15 protein-coding genes, 1 rRNA gene and 1 pseudogene are annotated in these 17,592 nt (G+C 49.7%); 9 read left to right on the top strand and 8 right to left on the bottom strand.

The window, feature by feature from the left end:
• Nucleotides 1-98: ribosomal RNA gene (rrf, locus tag ACJHYO_RS22475) — 5S ribosomal RNA — on the top strand; the annotation flags it as partial.
• A 104-nt stretch (nucleotides 99-202) separates the two neighbouring features.
• On the opposite strand, the gene mobB is transcribed toward rrf, so the two are convergent.
• Nucleotides 203-730, bottom strand: coding sequence for a molybdopterin-guanine dinucleotide biosynthesis protein MobB (gene mobB, locus ACJHYO_RS22470; protein ID WP_000907613.1), 528 nt, complete (start codon nucleotides 728-730; stop codon nucleotides 203-205).
• Nucleotides 712-1,296 (bottom strand): molybdenum cofactor guanylyltransferase MobA, encoded by a 585-nt coding sequence (gene mobA / locus ACJHYO_RS22465; RefSeq protein ID WP_001052187.1) that lies wholly within the window; start codon nucleotides 1,294-1,296, stop codon nucleotides 712-714. The genes mobB and mobA overlap by 19 nt, the downstream gene beginning before the upstream one ends.
• Nucleotides 1,297-1,365: 69 nt before the next feature.
• Here mobA and ACJHYO_RS22460 point away from each other — a divergent pair, with 69 nt between their 5' ends.
• The 4 genes from ACJHYO_RS22460 (at nucleotide 1,366) to ACJHYO_RS22445 (ending at nucleotide 4,926) form a co-directional block, all read left to right on the top strand.
• Entirely contained in the window at nucleotides 1,366-1,635 is a 270-nt protein-coding gene (locus ACJHYO_RS22460) for a YihD family protein (protein ID WP_001295263.1), read from the top strand.
• 76 nt (nucleotides 1,636-1,711) lie between these two features.
• Nucleotides 1,712-2,698, top strand: a complete 987-nt coding sequence (gene srkA / locus ACJHYO_RS22455; protein ID WP_001065498.1) for a stress response kinase SrkA — start codon at nucleotides 1,712-1,714, stop codon at nucleotides 2,696-2,698.
• A 16-nt stretch (nucleotides 2,699-2,714) separates the two neighbouring features.
• On the top strand, nucleotides 2,715-3,341 hold the full coding sequence (dsbA, locus tag ACJHYO_RS22450; RefSeq protein ID WP_000725344.1) for a thiol:disulfide interchange protein DsbA: 627 nt from the start codon (nucleotides 2,715-2,717) through the stop codon (nucleotides 3,339-3,341).
• A gap of 154 nt (nucleotides 3,342-3,495) precedes the next feature.
• Nucleotides 3,496-4,926 carry a YdgA family protein gene (locus ACJHYO_RS22445; protein WP_410232576.1) on the top strand — a complete coding sequence of 477 codons (1,431 nt, stop codon included), beginning with the start codon at nucleotides 3,496-3,498 and terminating at the stop codon, nucleotides 4,924-4,926.
• A 40-nt stretch (nucleotides 4,927-4,966) separates the two neighbouring features.
• Here ACJHYO_RS22445 and ACJHYO_RS22440 read toward each other — a convergent pair whose 3' ends face one another.
• Nucleotides 4,967-5,899, bottom strand: coding sequence for an acyltransferase (locus ACJHYO_RS22440; protein WP_001350867.1), 933 nt, complete (start codon nucleotides 5,897-5,899; stop codon nucleotides 4,967-4,969).
• Between the two features lie 363 nt (nucleotides 5,900-6,262).
• Between ACJHYO_RS22440 and polA the strand changes: the two genes are divergently transcribed.
• Nucleotides 6,263-9,049 carry a DNA polymerase I gene (gene polA, locus ACJHYO_RS22435; RefSeq protein WP_021513897.1) on the top strand — a complete coding sequence of 929 codons (2,787 nt, stop codon included), beginning with the start codon at nucleotides 6,263-6,265 and terminating at the stop codon, nucleotides 9,047-9,049.
• A gap of 381 nt (nucleotides 9,050-9,430) precedes the next feature.
• On the opposite strand, the gene yihA is transcribed toward polA, so the two are convergent.
• Nucleotides 9,431-10,063: a ribosome biogenesis GTP-binding protein YihA/YsxC gene (gene yihA, locus ACJHYO_RS22430; RefSeq protein ID WP_021513898.1), complete on the bottom strand. Its 633-nt coding sequence runs from the start codon at nucleotides 10,061-10,063 to the stop codon at nucleotides 9,431-9,433.
• A gap of 296 nt (nucleotides 10,064-10,359) precedes the next feature.
• Between yihA and ACJHYO_RS22425 the strand changes: the two are divergent.
• The 3 genes and pseudogenes from ACJHYO_RS22425 (at nucleotide 10,360) to hemN (ending at nucleotide 12,716) form a co-directional block, all read left to right on the top strand.
• Nucleotides 10,360-10,526, top strand: a pseudogene (locus ACJHYO_RS22425) (hypothetical protein).
• A gap of 118 nt (nucleotides 10,527-10,644) precedes the next feature.
• On the top strand, nucleotides 10,645-11,154 hold the full coding sequence (yihI, locus tag ACJHYO_RS22420) for a Der GTPase-activating protein YihI (RefSeq protein ID WP_001295266.1): 510 nt from the start codon (nucleotides 10,645-10,647) through the stop codon (nucleotides 11,152-11,154).
• A gap of 188 nt (nucleotides 11,155-11,342) precedes the next feature.
• Nucleotides 11,343-12,716, top strand: a complete 1,374-nt coding sequence (gene hemN, locus ACJHYO_RS22415) for an oxygen-independent coproporphyrinogen III oxidase (protein WP_000116113.1) — start codon at nucleotides 11,343-11,345, stop codon at nucleotides 12,714-12,716.
• 232 nt (nucleotides 12,717-12,948) lie between these two features.
• Here the strand turns inward: hemN and ACJHYO_RS22410 are convergent, their stop codons facing one another.
• The 4 genes from ACJHYO_RS22410 to glnA all read right to left on the bottom strand — a co-directional run bounded on the left by ACJHYO_RS22410 (nucleotide 12,949) and on the right by glnA (nucleotide 17,224).
• Nucleotides 12,949-13,059, bottom strand: coding sequence for a YshB family small membrane protein (locus ACJHYO_RS22410; RefSeq protein WP_000893994.1), 111 nt, complete (start codon nucleotides 13,057-13,059; stop codon nucleotides 12,949-12,951).
• Nucleotides 13,060-13,170: 111 nt separating this feature from the next.
• Nucleotides 13,171-14,580, bottom strand: coding sequence for a nitrogen regulation protein NR(I) (glnG, locus tag ACJHYO_RS22405; RefSeq protein WP_001188778.1), 1,410 nt, complete (start codon nucleotides 14,578-14,580; stop codon nucleotides 13,171-13,173).
• Between the two features lie 11 nt (nucleotides 14,581-14,591).
• Nucleotides 14,592-15,641, bottom strand: coding sequence for a nitrogen regulation protein NR(II) (gene glnL / locus ACJHYO_RS22400; RefSeq protein WP_000190574.1), 1,050 nt, complete (start codon nucleotides 15,639-15,641; stop codon nucleotides 14,592-14,594).
• Between the two features lie 173 nt (nucleotides 15,642-15,814).
• Nucleotides 15,815-17,224 carry a glutamate--ammonia ligase gene (gene glnA, locus ACJHYO_RS22395; RefSeq protein ID WP_001271717.1) on the bottom strand — a complete coding sequence of 470 codons (1,410 nt, stop codon included), beginning with the start codon at nucleotides 17,222-17,224 and terminating at the stop codon, nucleotides 15,815-15,817.
• Nucleotides 17,225-17,592: the final 368 nt, after the last annotated feature.

Raw genomic sequence — 17,592 nt, 5'->3', positions numbered from 1 at the left:
GTGGTCCCACCTGACCCCATGCCGAACTCAGAAGTGAAACGCCGTAGCGCCGATGGTAGTGTGGGGTCTCCCCATGCGAGAGTAGGGAACTGCCAGGCATCAAATTAAGCGAAGAGCCCATTCGGAAGACTGGGCTTTTTTGCGTTGGTGCGGAATAAATGCCGGATGCGACGCTGGCGCGTTTGCTCCAGCCTACTCTTGCCTATCCGTCCTGCTTTTGCATCCACTCCACCACAAAATCAGCCAGCCCCTCAACATCATTAATATCCAGTAACGCGACATCAAGATTAAGCGGCACATCACTGGCTACAGCAATAACATGCCTGTCTATCACTAATTCTTCCGGTCGATGTCCGGCTCCATCGCGAAACAGCACAATCTTTGCGATCTCTTCATGCTTAAACCCTTCGACCAGAATCAAATCCAGCTTTGAGGTATCCATTCGACTTGCGAGAAAATGTAGATCCAGCTCTTCTTCGTCTGGTGTTTCCGTCATCAAGGCCCATCGCTGTTGGCTGGCAACGATGGTTTGCGCCGCGCCAGCCTTGCGCAGCTCATAGCTATCTTTGCCCGGTTTATCAACATCCATATCATGGTGCGTATGCTTAATCAGCCCCGGACGGATCCCTCTGGCGCATAATGCCGGGATCAATTTTTTCAGCAGCGTTGTTTTTCCGGTGCCACTCCATGCAGCAAAGGCGAGTAACGGTATCATCGTTTTTCCTGCCATCGGGCAAGCTCCTCTGGCGTATTCACGTTTATAAATGCCTCTTTACGATCGCTGAAATCAACCGCATGACCGCCAGCCAGACGCATAAATGCCATAACCCGGCGTTCTCCTGCTTGCAGATATTCCAGTAATAAAGGCTCAATTGCGCGGTTTACCAGAGCAATAGTCGGGTGATCGCGTTCACCGTCGTGGACCCACACGACAGGCGCATCTTTGCGCTGATGAGTAAGCCGGGCGGCTAAATCATGGGGAATGTAAGGCGTATCGCACGGGCAAAACAAAAACCACTCACCCGCTTCCTGCTGCATTACTGAAAGCATTCCTGCCAGAGGACCAGGGTAATCCGCCAGTGAATCTTCAATCACTTTCAGACCGCTTACCTGATAGATTTCCTGATGACGATTAGCATTAACCACGACGTGAGAAAGCTGCGTCATAAGCGCGTCAGCGACATGCTGCCATAATGGTTTGCCGTTTAATTCAAGCAATCCTTTATCTACGCCGCCCATTCGTCTGGCTTTACCGCCCGCCAGCACAACGCCTGTTATCGTCGTCATCAGATTCACCGATATCGCCTCTTTTATTGTGGGATTGACCCTGCTAACGTGTCTGTCTCAAGAGTAAGGAGCATTACTATGAAATGTAAACGTCTGAATGAAGTTATTGAACTCCTCCAGCCAGCCTGGCAAAAAGAGCCAGACCTTAACCTGCTGCAATTTTTGCAGAAACTGGCGAAAGAGTCAGGTTTTGACGGCGAACTGGCGGATTTGACGGATGACATTCTGATCTATCACCTGAAAATGCGTGATTCCGCGAAAGATGCGGTGATCCCGGGTTTGCAGAAAGATTATGAAGAAGATTTCAAAACGGCGCTATTACGCGCACGTGGCGTAATTAAAGAGTAAAAGCTTGTAAGCGGCGCAACCAAAATCATCGTGAAATGATATCCTTCATCATTCGTAATGTTTTCCGGATGATGGGATGAACAACAGCGCTTTTACTTTCCAGACACTACACCCGGATACCATCATGGACGCTCTGTTTGAGCATGGGATTCGGGTGGATTCCGGTCTTACCCCGCTTAACAGCTATGAAAACCGTGTCTATCAATTTCAGGACGAAGATCGTCGACGTTTTGTCGTCAAATTTTATCGCCCTGAACGTTGGACAGCCGATCAAATCCTCGAAGAACATCAATTTGCGTTGCAGCTGGTTAACGATGAAGTTCCGGTCGCAGCACCTGTGGCCTTTAATGGTCAGACTTTATTGAACCATCAGGGATTTTATTTCGCTGTTTTTCCAAGCGTCGGTGGTCGCCAGTTCGAAGCTGATAATATCGATCAGATGGAAGCGGTTGGGCGTTATTTAGGGCGTATGCACCAGACGGGGCGCAAACAGCTTTTTATCCATCGCCCGACCATCGGTTTGAATGAATATCTCATTGAGCCACGCAAGCTGTTTGAGGACGCTACACTGATACCTTCCGGGTTGAAAGCGGCATTCCTGAAAGCGACAGATGAGCTGATTGCCGCCGTTACAGCACACTGGCGGGAAGATTTCACCGTTCTGCGGCTACATGGAGACTGCCACGCCGGGAATATTCTCTGGCGCGATGGTCCAATGTTTGTTGATCTGGATGATGCACGTAATGGTCCAGCCGTTCAGGATTTGTGGATGTTGCTCAATGGTGATAAAGCCGAGCAGCGGATGCAACTGGAAACTATTATTGAGGCTTATGAAGAATTTAGCGAGTTCGACACCGCTGAAATCGGACTGATTGAACCTTTACGCGCCATGCGTTTGGTTTATTATCTTGCCTGGCTAATGCGGCGTTGGGCTGATCCCGCGTTCCCGAAAAATTTCCCGTGGTTAACCGGGGAAGATTACTGGCTACGACAGACGGTGACTTTTATAGAACAGGCAAAAGTTCTACAAGAACCCCCTTTGCAATTAACACCTATGTATTAATCGGAGAGAGTAGATCATGAAAAAGATTTGGCTGGCGCTGGCTGGTTTAGTTTTAGCGTTTAGCGCATCGGCGGCGCAGTATGAAGATGGTAAACAGTACACTACCCTGGAAAAACCAGTTGCTGGCGCGCCGCAAGTGCTGGAGTTTTTCTCTTTCTTCTGCCCGCACTGCTATCAGTTTGAAGAAGTTCTGCATATTTCTGATAACGTGAAGAAAAAACTGCCGGAAGGCGTGAAGATGACTAAATACCACGTCAACTTCATGGGGGGTGACCTGGGCAAAGAGCTGACTCAGGCATGGGCTGTGGCGATGGCGCTGGGCGTGGAAGACAAAGTCACAGTTCCGCTGTTTGAAGGCGTACAAAAAACCCAGACCATTCGTTCAGCATCTGATATCCGCGATGTATTTATCAACGCAGGTATTAAAGGTGAAGAGTACGACGCGGCGTGGAACAGCTTCGTGGTGAAATCTCTGGTCGCTCAGCAGGAAAAAGCTGCAGCTGACGTGCAATTGCGTGGTGTTCCGGCGATGTTTGTTAACGGTAAATATCAGCTGAATCCGCAGGGTATGGATACCAGCAATATGGATGTTTTTGTTCAGCAGTATGCTGATACTGTGAAATATCTGTCCGAGAAAAAATAATTCAATGTAAATTACATAAAGCCCGTGAATATTCACGGGCTTTTTTTATTATTTAATAAATATAAATACATTCTGATAATGCTTCCTGCTGCTGGACATTATTTCAGCATAAGTGGATATTCAAATTTTTGCTGTTTTATCAGGGAATATTTATATGATACGTAAGTCAGCTACAGGTGCCATTGTTGCGTTAGCCGTAATCTGGGGTGGTGGCACATGGTACACAGGTACGCAAATTCAGCCTGGTGTCGAAAAGTTTATTAAAGGTTTTAACGATGCTAAAAAGAAAGGTGAACATGCCTACGATATGATGTTAAGTTATAAAAATTTTGACAAAGGCTTTTTTAATTCCCGTTTTCAAATGCAAATGACATTTGATAACGGTGCACCCGATCTCAATATCAAGCCAGGCCAGAAAATTGTATTTGATGTGGATGTTGAGCACGGTCCGTTGCCCATCACAATGTTAATGCATGGTAATGTCATCCCAGCACTGGCAGCGGCAAAAGTGAACTTAGTGAATAATGAGCTGACACAACCGCTATTTATCACCGCGAAAAATAAATCGCCCGTGGAAGCGACATTGCGATTCGCGTTTGGTGGCCCATTCTCCACGACATTAGATGTTGCCCCTGCAGAGTATGGAAAGTTTTCTTTTGGTGAAGGCCAGTTTACTTTTAATGGTGATGATAGTTCATTGTCTAACCTGGATATTGAAGGCAAAGTCGAAGATATTGTTCTGCAATTTTCACCAATGAACAAAGTAACGGCGAAAAGTTTTACCATTGATTCTCTGACACGATTAGAAGAAAAGAAATTTCCGGTTGGTGAAAGCGAGTCGAAATTTAATCAGGTTAATATTATCAACCAGGGGGAAGTCGTTGCCCAAATCGATGCTTTCGTTGCAAAAACCAGGCTGGATCGCGTTAAAGACAAAGATTATATCAATGTCAATCTGACCTACGAACTTGATAAGTTAACAAAAGGGAATCAGCAACTCGGTAGTGGTGAGTGGTCATTGATTGCTGAGTCTATTGATCCCTCAGCGGCGCGCCAATTTATCATCCAGTATAACATTGCGATGCAGAAGCAGCTTGCTGCACACCCTGAGTTAGCAAACGATGAAGTTGCTCTGCAAGAAGTGAATGCTGCATTGTTCAAAGAGTATTTACCGTTATTACAAAAAAGTGAGCCGACCATTAAACAACCAGTAAGATGGAAGAACGCACTCGGCGAACTAAATGCCAATCTGGATATCAGTATTGCCGACCCCGCCAAATCTTCATCATCCACAAACAAAGATATTAAATCGCTCAATTTTGATATGAAGTTACCGCTTAATGTCGCCACAGAAACCGCAAAACAGCTTAATTTATCTGAAGGGATGGATGCGGAAAAAGCGCAAAAGCGGGCTGATAAACAAATCAGCGGGATGATGACATTAGGTCAGATGTTGCAGTTAATCACGATTGACAACAATACCGCCTCGCTGCAACTGCGTTATACACCGGGTAAAGTTGTTTTTAACGGACAGGAGATGAGCGAAGAAGAATTTATGTCTCGTGCCGGACGTTTTGTTCATTAAAATACTCACTCGCCTCTGCTCATTCAGAGGCGAGTAAAACTTACTTTTCCTGCCGCTGTGATGACATCAACGATGTCAGAAGCCGGTCTTTTTCCTGCCACAATGAGTTCAGCCATTGCTGAAAATGGCGCTTAAAGCTTTTGTCATTGATGTAGTCGCCATGTAACTCATCGGCAATAGGCTGTAAATCCACATGTACGACAATTCGCGTCAGTTTACCGCTTAACATATCGAAGAACGGCTGACGGTTATTGTCCGGATAACACAGCGTAACATTAAGCAGTTTATCGAATTGTTTACCCAGTACATTTAGCGCCATCGCAATGCCTGCCGCCTTTGGTGGCAACAAGTTTTGAAAAGAGGAGTGGGTTTGCTGATGTTTTTCTTGCGTGAAACGGGAGCCTTCAACGAAATTGACAATAGTGGTGGGGTGCAGGCGAAACTTTTCACAAGAACGCCGAGTGGTTTCAACATCTTTACCACGTCGCTCCGGATGACGTAATAAATAAGCGCGGGAATAACGCTTCATAAACGGCATATCCAGCGCCCAGCACGCCAGGCCAAGAAAAGGCACCCAGGCCAGCTGCTGCTTGAGGAAATATTTATTCATCGGAATGTGCTTACGAAACAGCACGCACAGTACGACAATATCTGCCCAACTACGGTGGTTACAAATAAGCAGATACCAGTTCTTCTTACTTAACCCTTCCAGCCCGTGAACTTCCCATTGCAGGTGTGGGTTCAGATGCAGTAATACCGCCAGACCTTCACACCAGCAATACATCATAAAATCACAAAAACGCGAAACCTTTCGCCAAATGACTGGCACAGGTAGCAATAGTTTTACAATCCCGGCAATGATGATCGGGACGGAACAAAAAATAGTGACCAAAATGGTCAATACGATACTCAGCAAAAGGGTTATCGCAGCGAGTATTCTCGTCATAATGAATTTATTCAAAAGGTTAGCCATAGACAGTGCGCTAAAGAAGCGCAAGGCGCAGATTTTAGCAGAAAACGACCCAAATAACGGATGATCCTTAAGGAGAAAAATAATTCATATCTATCCACATTAGAAAAAATCCCATCATCTCAATTATTAGGGATGGCTTTATTTTTAACTGCATGAAAAACAAAGATAAACATCATGCTGTAAAAAGCATGATAATAAATTAAAAGCGATGTAAATAATTTATGCACAAAGTTATCCACATGACGATTTGCGAGCGATCCAGAAGATCTACAAAAGATTTTCACGAAAAGCGGTGAAAAACTCATGTTTTCATCCTGTCTGTGGCATCCTTTACCCATAATCTGATAAACAGGCACGGACATTATGGTTCAGATCCCCCAAAATCCACTTATCCTTGTAGATGGTTCATCTTATCTTTATCGCGCATATCACGCGTTTCCCCCGCTGACTAACAGCGCAGGCGAGCCGACCGGTGCGATGTATGGTGTCCTCAACATGCTGCGCAGTCTGATCATGCAATATAAACCGACGCATGCAGCGGTGGTCTTTGACGCCAAGGGAAAAACCTTTCGTGATGAACTGTTTGAACATTACAAATCACATCGCCCGCCAATGCCGGACGATCTGCGAGCACAAATCGAACCTCTGCACGCGATGGTTAAAGCGATGGGACTGCCGCTGCTGGCGGTTTCTGGCGTAGAAGCGGACGACGTTATTGGTACTCTGGCGCGCGAAGCCGAAAAAACCGGGCGTCCGGTGCTGATCAGCACTGGCGATAAAGATATGGCGCAGCTGGTGACGCCAAATATTACGCTTATCAATACCATGACGAATACCATCCTCGGACCGGAAGAGGTGGTGAATAAGTACGGCGTGCCGCCAGAACTGATCATCGATTTCCTGGCGCTGATGGGTGACTCCTCTGATAACATTCCTGGCGTACCGGGCGTCGGTGAAAAAACCGCGCAGGCATTGCTGCAAGGTCTTGGCGGGCTGGATACGCTGTATGCCGAGCCAGAAAAAATTGCTGGGTTGAGCTTCCGTGGCGCGAAAACAATGGCAGCGAAGCTCGAGCAAAACAAAGAAGTTGCTTATCTCTCATACCAGCTGGCAACGATTAAAACCGACGTTGAACTGGAGCTGACCTGTGAACAACTGGAAGTGCAGCCACCGGCGGCGGAAGAGTTGTTAGGTCTGTTCAAAAAGTATGAGTTCAAACGCTGGACTGCTGATGTCGAAGCGGGAAAATGGCTACAGGCTAAAGGGGCGAAACCCGCAGCCAGGCCGCAGGAAACCAGTGTTGCAGACGAAGCGCCAGAAGTGACGGCAACGGTGATTTCTTATGACAACTACGTCACCATCCTTGATGAAGAAACACTGAAAGAGTGGATTGCGAAGCTGGAAAAAGCGCCGGTATTTGCATTTGATACCGAAACTGACAGCCTTGATAACATCTCTGCTAACCTGGTCGGGCTTTCTTTTGCTATCGAGCCAGGCGTAGCGGCATATATTCCGGTTGCTCATGATTATCTTGATGCGCCCGATCAAATCTCTCGCGAGCGTGCACTCGAGCTGCTAAAACCGCTGCTGGAAGATGAAAAGGCGCTGAAGGTCGGGCAAAACCTGAAATACGATCGCGGTATTCTGGCGAACTACGGCATTGAACTACGTGGGATTGCGTTTGATACCATGCTGGAGTCCTACATTCTCAATAGCGTTGCCGGACGTCACGATATGGACAGCCTCGCGGAACGTTGGTTGAAGCACAAAACCATCACTTTTGAAGAGATTGCGGGTAAAGGCAAAAATCAACTGACCTTTAACCAGATTGCCCTCGAAGAAGCCGGACGTTACGCCGCCGAAGATGCAGATGTCACCTTGCAGTTGCATCTGAAAATGTGGCCGGATCTGCAAAAACACAAAGGGCCGTTGAACGTCTTCGAGAATATCGAAATGCCGCTGGTGCCGGTGCTTTCACGCATTGAACGTAACGGTGTGAAGATCGATCCGAAAGTGCTGCACAATCACTCTGAAGAGCTCACCTTGCGTCTGGCTGAGCTGGAAAAGAAAGCGCATGAAATTGCAGGTGAAGAATTTAACCTTTCTTCCACCAAGCAGTTACAAACCATTCTGTTTGAAAAACAGGGCATTAAACCGCTGAAGAAAACGCCGGGTGGCGCGCCGTCAACGTCGGAAGAGGTACTGGAAGAATTGGCGCTGGACTATCCGTTGCCAAAAGTGATTCTGGAGTATCGTGGTCTGGCGAAGCTGAAATCGACCTACACCGACAAGCTGCCGTTGATGATCAACCCGAAAACCGGGCGTGTACATACCTCTTATCACCAGGCAGTAACCGCAACGGGACGTTTATCGTCAACCGATCCTAACCTGCAAAACATTCCGGTGCGTAATGAAGAAGGTCGCCGTATCCGCCAGGCGTTTATTGCGCCAGAGGATTATGTGATTGTCTCAGCGGACTACTCGCAGATTGAACTGCGCATTATGGCGCATCTCTCGCGTGACAAAGGCTTGCTGACCGCATTCGCCGAAGGAAAAGATATCCACCGTGCAACGGCGGCAGAAGTGTTTGGTTTGCCACTGGAAACCGTCACCAGCGAGCAACGTCGTAGCGCGAAAGCGATCAACTTTGGTCTGATTTATGGCATGAGTGCTTTCGGTCTGGCGCGGCAATTGAACATTCCGCGTAAAGAAGCGCAGAAGTACATGGACCTTTACTTCGAACGCTACCCTGGCGTGCTGGAGTATATGGAACGCACCCGTGCTCAGGCGAAAGAGCAGGGCTACGTTGAAACGCTGGACGGACGCCGTCTGTATCTGCCGGATATCAAATCCAGCAATGGTGCTCGTCGTGCAGCGGCTGAACGTGCAGCCATTAACGCGCCAATGCAGGGAACCGCCGCCGACATTATCAAACGGGCGATGATTGCCGTTGATGCGTGGCTACAGGCTGAGCAACCGCGCGTTCGTATGATCATGCAGGTACACGATGAACTGGTATTTGAAGTCCATAAAGATGATGTCGATGCCGTCGCGAAGCAGATTCATCAACTGATGGAAAACTGTACCCGTCTGGATGTGCCGTTGCTGGTGGAAGTGGGGAGTGGCGAAAACTGGGATCAGGCGCACTAAGATTCGCCTGAACATGCCCTTTTTTCGTAAGTAAGCAACATAAGCTGTCACGTTTTGTGATGGCTATTAGAAATTCCTATGCAACAACTGAAAAAAAATTACAAAAAATGCTTTCTGAACTGAACAAAAAAGAGTAAAGTTAGTCGCGTAGGGTACAGAGGTAAGATGTTCTATCTTTCAGACCTTTTACTTCACGTAATCGGATTTGGCTGAATATTTTAGCCGCCCCAGTCAGTAATGACTGGGGCGTTTTTTATTGGGCGAAAGAAAAGATCCGTAATGCCTGATACGCCATGTTTATCAGGCCAACGGTAGAATTGTAATCTATTGAATTTACGGGCCGGATACGCCACATCCGGCACAAGCATTAAGGCAAGAAAATTATTCGCCGTCCTGCGTTTCTTCTACAGGGTGCATCTCGCTAAACCAGGTATCCAGTTTCTGCCGCAGCTTGTCCACGCCTTGTTTCTTCAGCGAAGAAAACGTTTCAACCTGCACATCACCGTTAAACGCCAGCACCGCTTCACGCACCATATTCAATTGCGCTTTACGTGCGCCGCTTGCCAGTTTGTCCGCTTTGGTCAGCAGTACCAGCACGGCGATATTGCTGTCTACCGCCCACTCAATCATCTGCTGATCCAAATCTTTCAGCGGATGGCGAATATCCATTAGCACCACCAGACCTTGCAGGCTCTGACGTTTTTCGAGGTACTCGCCGAGCGCGCGCTGCCATTTGCGCTTCATCTCTTCCGGGACTTCCGCATAACCGTACCCAGGCAAGTCAACCAGACGCTTGCCGTCAGCCACTTCAAACAGGTTGATAAGCTGGGTGCGCCCTGGGGTTTTTGAGGTACGAGCCAGGCTTTTCTGGTTAGTCAGCGTGTTCAGCGCGCTGGATTTACCTGCGTTGGAACGGCCTGCAAAAGCCACTTCAATTCCGGTATCGGAAGGTAGGTGGCGAATATCAGGCGCACTCATCACAAAATGCGTCTGTTGATAATTCAAATTAGTCAAAGCGGTCGTCTCCATCAGTCAAAGCTTTGCGGCGATTATACCTGAACCATAATAAAAGGCGGATTTTTCGGCGTGAGCGTTGTAAGTAAAAGCCATATGCTTTGTGAGACATTGCCGATAGTCTTTATGCGAAATAGCAGAGAAAATTCTGCGACGCATGTCAAATAAGCTATATAAATCAGTGAATTGCTTTTATATAAAACTCTGAAAATGTGCAAATACTGATGGCGGTTGATTGTTTATTTAAAGCAAAGGCGTAAAGTAGCACCCATAGAGCGAGGACGCTAACAGGAACAATGACTCAGGATGAGGGTCAGGAGCGCCAGGAGGCGAAGACAGAGGATTGTCAGGAAGATAAACGTCCGGAGACGTAATTAAATGGAAATGGAATCAACACGGATTGTTCCGGCTAATGGAAAAACAGGGTGTGTTGGCGGCCTGCAAGGATTGTAAGACCCGTTAAGGGTTATGAGTCAGGAAAAAAGGCGACAGAGTAATCTGTCGCCTTTTTTCTTTGCTTGCTTTCTGTTAGATTCCGCCGCAAATCTATACTGAATAAAACGGCTAAAAGACGAACCATTATGAAACCATCATCTTCAAACTCACGCAGCAAAGGTCATGCAAAAGCGCGTCGAAAAACACGCGAGGAGCTGGATCAGGAAGCTCGTGACCGTAAGCGTCAGAAAAAACGTCGTGGTCATGCGCCGGGCAGCCGCGCAGCGGGCGGTAACACCACGTCAGGCAGCAAAGGTCAGAACGCACCAAAAGATCCACGTATTGGCAGTAAAACCCCTATTCCATTGGGCGTGACTGAAAAAGTCACCAAACAGCACAAACCGAAGAGTGAGAAACCTATGCTTTCACCGCAGGCGGAGTTGGAGTTACTGGAAACGGATGAGCGTCTGGATGCGCTGCTGGAACGTCTGGAAGCAGGCGAAACCCTGAGCGCCGAAGAGCAATCCTGGGTGGATGCTAAACTGGATCGTATTGATGAGTTGATGCAGAAACTCGGCCTCTCTTATGACGATGACGAAGAAGAGGAAGAAGACGAGAAGCAAGAAGACATGATGCGTCTGCTGCGGGGCAACTAACGGATTGCCGCCGTGGGCCTTCCCGTTCTGCTGATAACCCTTCCGGTTATATGTTATCTGGTGTGGTTATTCGTTAAACTACAGCGGTTGTCGCGGCGACAAAAGTGGCTGCGCAACCGGCTGATGACCCGAAACGGGCATCCGCCGGTACGCCGTAGCCGCCAGAGACGCCATCGGAAGGAGTGAGCATGTCTGTACAGCAAATCGACTGGGATCTGGCCCTGATCCAGAAATATAACTATTCCGGGCCACGATACACCTCGTACCCGACCGCGCTGGAGTTTTCAGAAGACTTCGGCGAACAGGCGTTTTTACAAGCCGTGGCGCGCTATCCTGAGCGTCCATTATCTCTCTACGTACATATTCCGTTCTGCCATAAGCTTTGTTACTTCTGCGGTTGCAATAAGATAGTTACTCGCCAGCAGCACAAGGCCGATCAGTATCTGGACGCGCTGGAGCAAGAAATCGTCCATCGTGCACCGCTTTTTGCCGGGCGCAAGGTGAGCCAGCTGCACTGGGGCGGTGGTACGCCGACGTATCTGAACAAAGCGCAAATCAGCCGTCTGATGAAGCTGCTGCGCGAAAACGTCCAGTTCAATGCCGATGCGGAGATCTCGATCGAAGTCGATCCGCGGGAAATCGAACTGGATGTACTCGATCATTTACGCGCCGAAGGCTTTAATCGGCTGAGCATGGGCGTGCAGGACTTCAACAAAGAAGTGCAACGTCTGGTTAACCGCGAGCAGGATGAAGAGTTCATCTTTGCACTGCTTAACCATGCGCGTGAGATTGGCTTTACCTCCACCAACATCGACCTGATTTACGGCCTGCCGAAACAGACGCCGGAGAGTTTCGCCTTTACCCTGAAACGCGTGGCGGAGCTGAACCCCGATCGTCTGAGCGTCTTTAACTACGCGCATTTGCCGACCATTTTTGCTGCTCAGCGCAAAATCAAAGACGCTGACCTGCCGAGTCCGCAGCAAAAACTCGATATCCTGCAGGAAACCATCGCCTTCCTGACACAATCGGGCTATCAGTTTATCGGTATGGATCACTTTGCCCGTCCGGATGACGAGCTGGCGGTGGCCCAGCGTGAAGGCGTGCTGCATCGTAACTTCCAGGGCTACACCACTCAGGGCGATACCGATCTGCTGGGGATGGGCGTTTCCGCCATCAGCATGATTGGCGACTGCTACGCGCAGAACCAGAAAGAGTTGAAGCAGTACTATCAGCAAGTGGATGAACAAGGCAATGCGCTGTGGCGTGGTATTGCGCTAACGCGTGATGACTGTATTCGCCGCGATGTGATTAAGTCGCTCATCTGCAACTTCCGTCTGGATTACGCCCCTATTGAGCAACAGTGGGATTTGCTCTTCGCTGATTACTTTGCGGAAGATCTCAAGTTGCTCGCCCCGTTAGCAAAAGATGGGCTGGTGGATGTGGATGAGAAGGGAATACAGGTGACGGCGAAAGGTCGCTTGCTGATCCGCAACATTTGCATGTGCTTTGATACCTATCTGCGCCAGAAAGCGCGGATGCAGCAGTTCTCTCGGGTGATTTAAATTGTGAATGGCGCTTCGTTTACAAAGTAGAAAACGAAAGCGCCATCAATGTGCTGAGAACAAGATTGCCTGATGCGCTACGCTTATCAGGCCTGCAAAATCTGTTGAAATTATTGCTTTTGTAGGCCGGATAAGGCGTTTACGCCGCATCCGGCAATCAACGCCTGATGCGACGCTGGTTGCGTCTTATCAGGCCTACGACTTTCTCCGCATCCGGCGTAAACAACGAGCTTCAGCTAAACAGCCCTATCATCGCGGCACACAGCACGGCAGCAACAGCAGTTTGCGGTGTGTGGCTGTCAACTGCGCCACTCGATACCAGATTAATTATTGATTCCAGCATAATGACTCTCCCCGTTTTCCGGGCAAGATCATACTGAACTTATCGGAACAGTAAAGCGCAAAATACCAGCAATTTGCGCTCAATAATCAATCTTTACACACAAGCCGTGAATCACTCCATCCCCAGCTCTTTTAACTTACGCGTCAGGGTGTTGCGGCCCCAGCCAAGTAGCCGCGCCGCTTCCTGTTTATGCCCCTGCGTATGCCGCAACGCGGTGGTCAGTAACGTCCGCTCCAGCTCAGGCTGCGCTTCGGAAAGCAGGTTTTGATGACCGGAACGCAGCGCTCTGTCTGCCCACTGTGCTAACAGCGTTGCCCAACTGTCCGGCTGCATGTGCGAAGGGCTTTCTGCTACGGTGGATTCAAACAGTTCGCCAGGCAAATCCTGAATCAACACTTCCTGTCCGGCAGCCATTACCGTTAGCCAGCGGCAGGTGTTTTCCAGCTGGCGCACGTTGCCTGGCCACGTCAGACGCGTCAGCGCGGCTTCGGTTTCCGGATGCAGCAACTTCGCTTCTACGCCCAGCTCTCGCGCGGCAACCTGTAAAAAATGGCGTGCCAGACGGGGAATATCTTCCCGACGTTCGCGCAGTGGCGGCAGATGAACGCGGATGACGTTCAGGCGGTGGAACAGATCCTCACGGAACTTGCCTTCCTGCACCCGCTGTTCAAGATTCTGGTGAGTGGCAGCGATAATCCGCACATCTACTTTCACCGGCGCATAGCCGCCAACGCGATAAAACTGACCGTCTGCCAGCACGCGCAGCAAACGCGTCTGCACATCCAGCGGCATATCGCCAATTTCATCGAGAAATAATGTACCGCCATCAGCCTGTTCAAAACGCCCCTGACGAATGGTATTCGCGCCGGTAAATGCGCCTTTCTCGTGACCAAACAGTTCGGATTCGATCAAATCCTTCGGGATAGCCGCCATATTGAGCGCGATAAACGGCGCTTTGGCTCGCGGACTGTGGCGATGCAGGGCATGAGCGACCAGTTCTTTACCGGTGCCGGATTCGCCGTTAATCAGCACGCTAATAGAAGAACGCGAAAGCCGACCGATAATCCGGAACACGTCCTGCATGGCTGGCGCTTCACCGATGATATCGGTCGTTGGGCCGTTAAGCTGAACATTACGCGGCTGCTGCTGTTCCTGGTAATGACTGATGGCGCGCTCAACCAGCGCCACGGCTTCGTCGATATCAAACGGTTTGGGCAGATAATCAAATGCCCCTTGTTGATAGGCGCTGACGGCAGCATCCAGATCGGAATGTGCGGTCATAATGATGACCGGAAGCATCGGATGGCGCTGTTTAATCTGCTTGAGCAGCGCCAGCCCGTCCATTCCCGGCATACGGATATCTGAAAGCAGCACATCCGGCGTTTTGCTCGCCAGCGCCTCCAGTACTTCCGCGCCGTTCTCAAATGTCGTACAGGTTAAACCCGCTCCAGCGAGCGCACGTTCAAGCACCCAACGGATGGAACTATCGTCATCGACTACCCAGACTATCCCTCGTTGCATAAACGTCACCTTTATTTCCTGATAGGCAGGTAAACCGAGAACTCGGTATGACCTGGCCAACTGGTAAATTCAATTTTGCCTGAATGCTGATCAATCAAATTACGGGCGATGGATAAGCCAAGCCCGGTGCCACCTTCGCGGCCGCTGACCATCGGGTAAAACAGCGTATCCTGCAAATGAGGCGGAATGCCCGGCCCGTTATCTTCCACATCAATCCGCGCCGCCAGCCGATAGCGCTCGCCGTGTAAGGTCAGTTGAAACGCTGTGCGGGTACGTAGAATGATTTCACCACCCTCCGGCCCCAGCGCCTGTAGCGCATTGCGCACAATATTCAGCAAGACCTGTTCAATTTGATCCGGGTCGTGCGCCAGTTCCGGCAGGCTGGGGTCGTAATCCCGAATCAACCGCACGTTGTTCGGCAGTTCCATCGACACCAGCGTCACCACGCGTTCAGCCACTTTGTGAATACTTTCGGTAATGCGCGTACCGGGCAGCTGCGGCCCCAACAGACGGTCGACCAGATTTCGCAGCCGGTCCGCCTGTTCGATAATCACTTTGGTATATTCGAGTAGTGACGGGTCAGGTAATGCTTTGCTGAGCAGCTGCGCCGCGCCACGTAAACCGCCAAGCGGATTTTTAATCTCATGTGCCAGGCCGCGCACTAAATCACGGGCAGCAACCTGCTGGGCGTGCTGTAGCTGTTCCTGACTTAAGCGGCGCTGGTTATCCATCGGTGCCATCTCCAGCAGGATCATGCCGTCCGGCATACGCTGAGCCGTCACAGAAAGGATATGCGAGCGCCCGTCGATGACCAGCGTCACTTCGTTATCGGTAAAACCTTGCCCCGCCTCCAGACTTTCTTGCATCAGCTCGATATTTAATGAGAAGTAGCTCAACAGTTCCGGTAACGGCGTACCAAACAATTTGCGGGAGCTTTGGGCGAGCAGTTGTTGCGCGGCGGGGTTGGCGTAATGGATCGCCAGATTGTCATCGATTAACAAAATACTGTTAATCAGCGAGTTGAGGATCTGCCCAGCATCGGGCTGCGTGCCTGTTGCCATAAAGCAGTCTCCTGAACAGGTTGCACCATTTTAGTGCATTATAGCTTTTTACGGATAAAAAGCGCGAAGCATCAGAGAATTGACGGAGAAAAAAGCCCATGCAGAGATGGGCTGAAAGTTTCCACGGCAACTAAATCCCGGCGTTGTTGCGCCGGGTAGTACAACTTCAACTATTAGACGCTGTAGTACAGCTCAAACTCTACCGGATGCGGAGTCATACGCACGCGGTCATCTTCTTCGCGACGCAGAGCGATGTACGCATCGATCGCTTCATCCGTGAACACGCCACCGGCTTTCAGGAACTCGCGATCCAGATCCAGTTCGTTCAGTGCTTCTTCCAGAGAGCCTGCAACCTGTGGGATCTCTTTCGCTTCTTCTGGCGGCAGGTCATACAGGTTTTTGTCCATGGCTTCGCCCGGATGGATCTTGTTCTTGATGCCATCAAGACCGGCCATCAGCAGGGCAGCAAAGCACAGGTACGGGTTAGCCGCCGGGTCCGGGAAACGTACTTCGATACGACGTGCTTTCGGAGAAGAAACCACCGGAATACGGATAGACGCAGAACGGTTACGCGCAGAGTAAGCCAGCATTACCGGTGCTTCGTAGCCCGGGACCAGACGCTTGTAAGAGTTGGTGGTCGGGTTTGCCAGGGCGTTAATCGCTTTCGCGTGTTTGATTACGCCGCCAATGTAGTACAGCGCCTGTTCAGACAGACCTGCGTATTTGTCGCCAGCAAACAGGTTGACGCCGTTTTTAGACAGCGACATGTGGCAGTGCATACCGGAACCGTTATCACCGAACATCGGTTTTGGCATAAAGGTCGCGGTCTTACCGAAACGATGCGCCACGTTGTGCACGACATATTTGTAGATCTGAATTTCGTCAGCTTTTTTGGTCATGGTATTGAAGCGGGTAGCCACTTCGTTCTGACCTGCGGTAGCGACTTCGTGGTGATGAGCTTCAACCACCAGACCCATCTGTTCCATCACCAGGCACATTTCAGAACGGATATCCTGAGCTGAGTCTACCGGCGGAACCGGGAAGTAACCGCCTTTCACTGCCGGACGGTGACCTTTGTTACCACCTTCATATTGGGTGGAGGAGTTCCATGCACCTTCGATATCGTCGATAGCAACGTGGGAACCGGAGATAGACGATCCGAAACGGATGTCATCGAACAGGAAGAATTCAGGTTCTGGCCCGAACAGTACGGTGTCGGCAATGCCAGTAGAACGCAGGTAATCTTCAGCGCGCTTCGCAATAGAGCGCGGGTCACGGTCATAGCCTTGCAGGGTGCCAGGTTCAAGGATGTCGCAACGGATAATCAGGGTAGAATCGGCGAAGAACGGGTCAATCACTGCGGTGGATGCGTCTGGCATCAGCACCATATCGGATTCGTTAATGCCTTTCCAGCCGCCAATCGAGGAGCCGTCAAACATTTTGCCTTCTTCGAAGAATTCGGCATTCACCTGATGAGCAGGGATAGTGACGTGCTGTTCTTTACCTTTGGTATCGGTGAAGCGCAAATCAACAAACTTCACTTCGTGCTCGTTCAGCATCGTCAGTACGTGTTCAGCGGACATACTTTAACTCTCCTGGATTGGTCATTGTCGTCGTGGTAACGAAATCTGCAATTAAATGGGCCGTGTCGCCGTAAAAAAGATAAAGCGAAATCTGTGCCAACTTTTAAATTGCCCCTAAAAGGCGTTATCATGCTTAACATCGTGCAAAAGGGCTGCACCATGATGTGAATGTTGCACCAATATAGTGCTTCAATGGGAACATTAAGCACCATATTGGTGCAATGACCTTTGGATAACCCTTTTTATGCTCCGTGAAAGCGATCACAAAGGGACTCTGCAATACTTGTTTGCGGAGGATGTTTGTGATCCTGTTTTGTAGTGCGATTAATCCGTGTACAATAACGCGCTATTTCTAATGCCTGAGGCAA

It is taken from the genome of Escherichia sp. WS1118, assembly GCF_046487695.1.
Classification (GTDB): Bacteria; Pseudomonadota; Gammaproteobacteria; order Enterobacterales; family Enterobacteriaceae; genus Escherichia; species Escherichia coli.
Note: the sequence above shows the minus strand (reverse complement) of the source record. Positions and strands in the feature narration are given on the sequence as shown.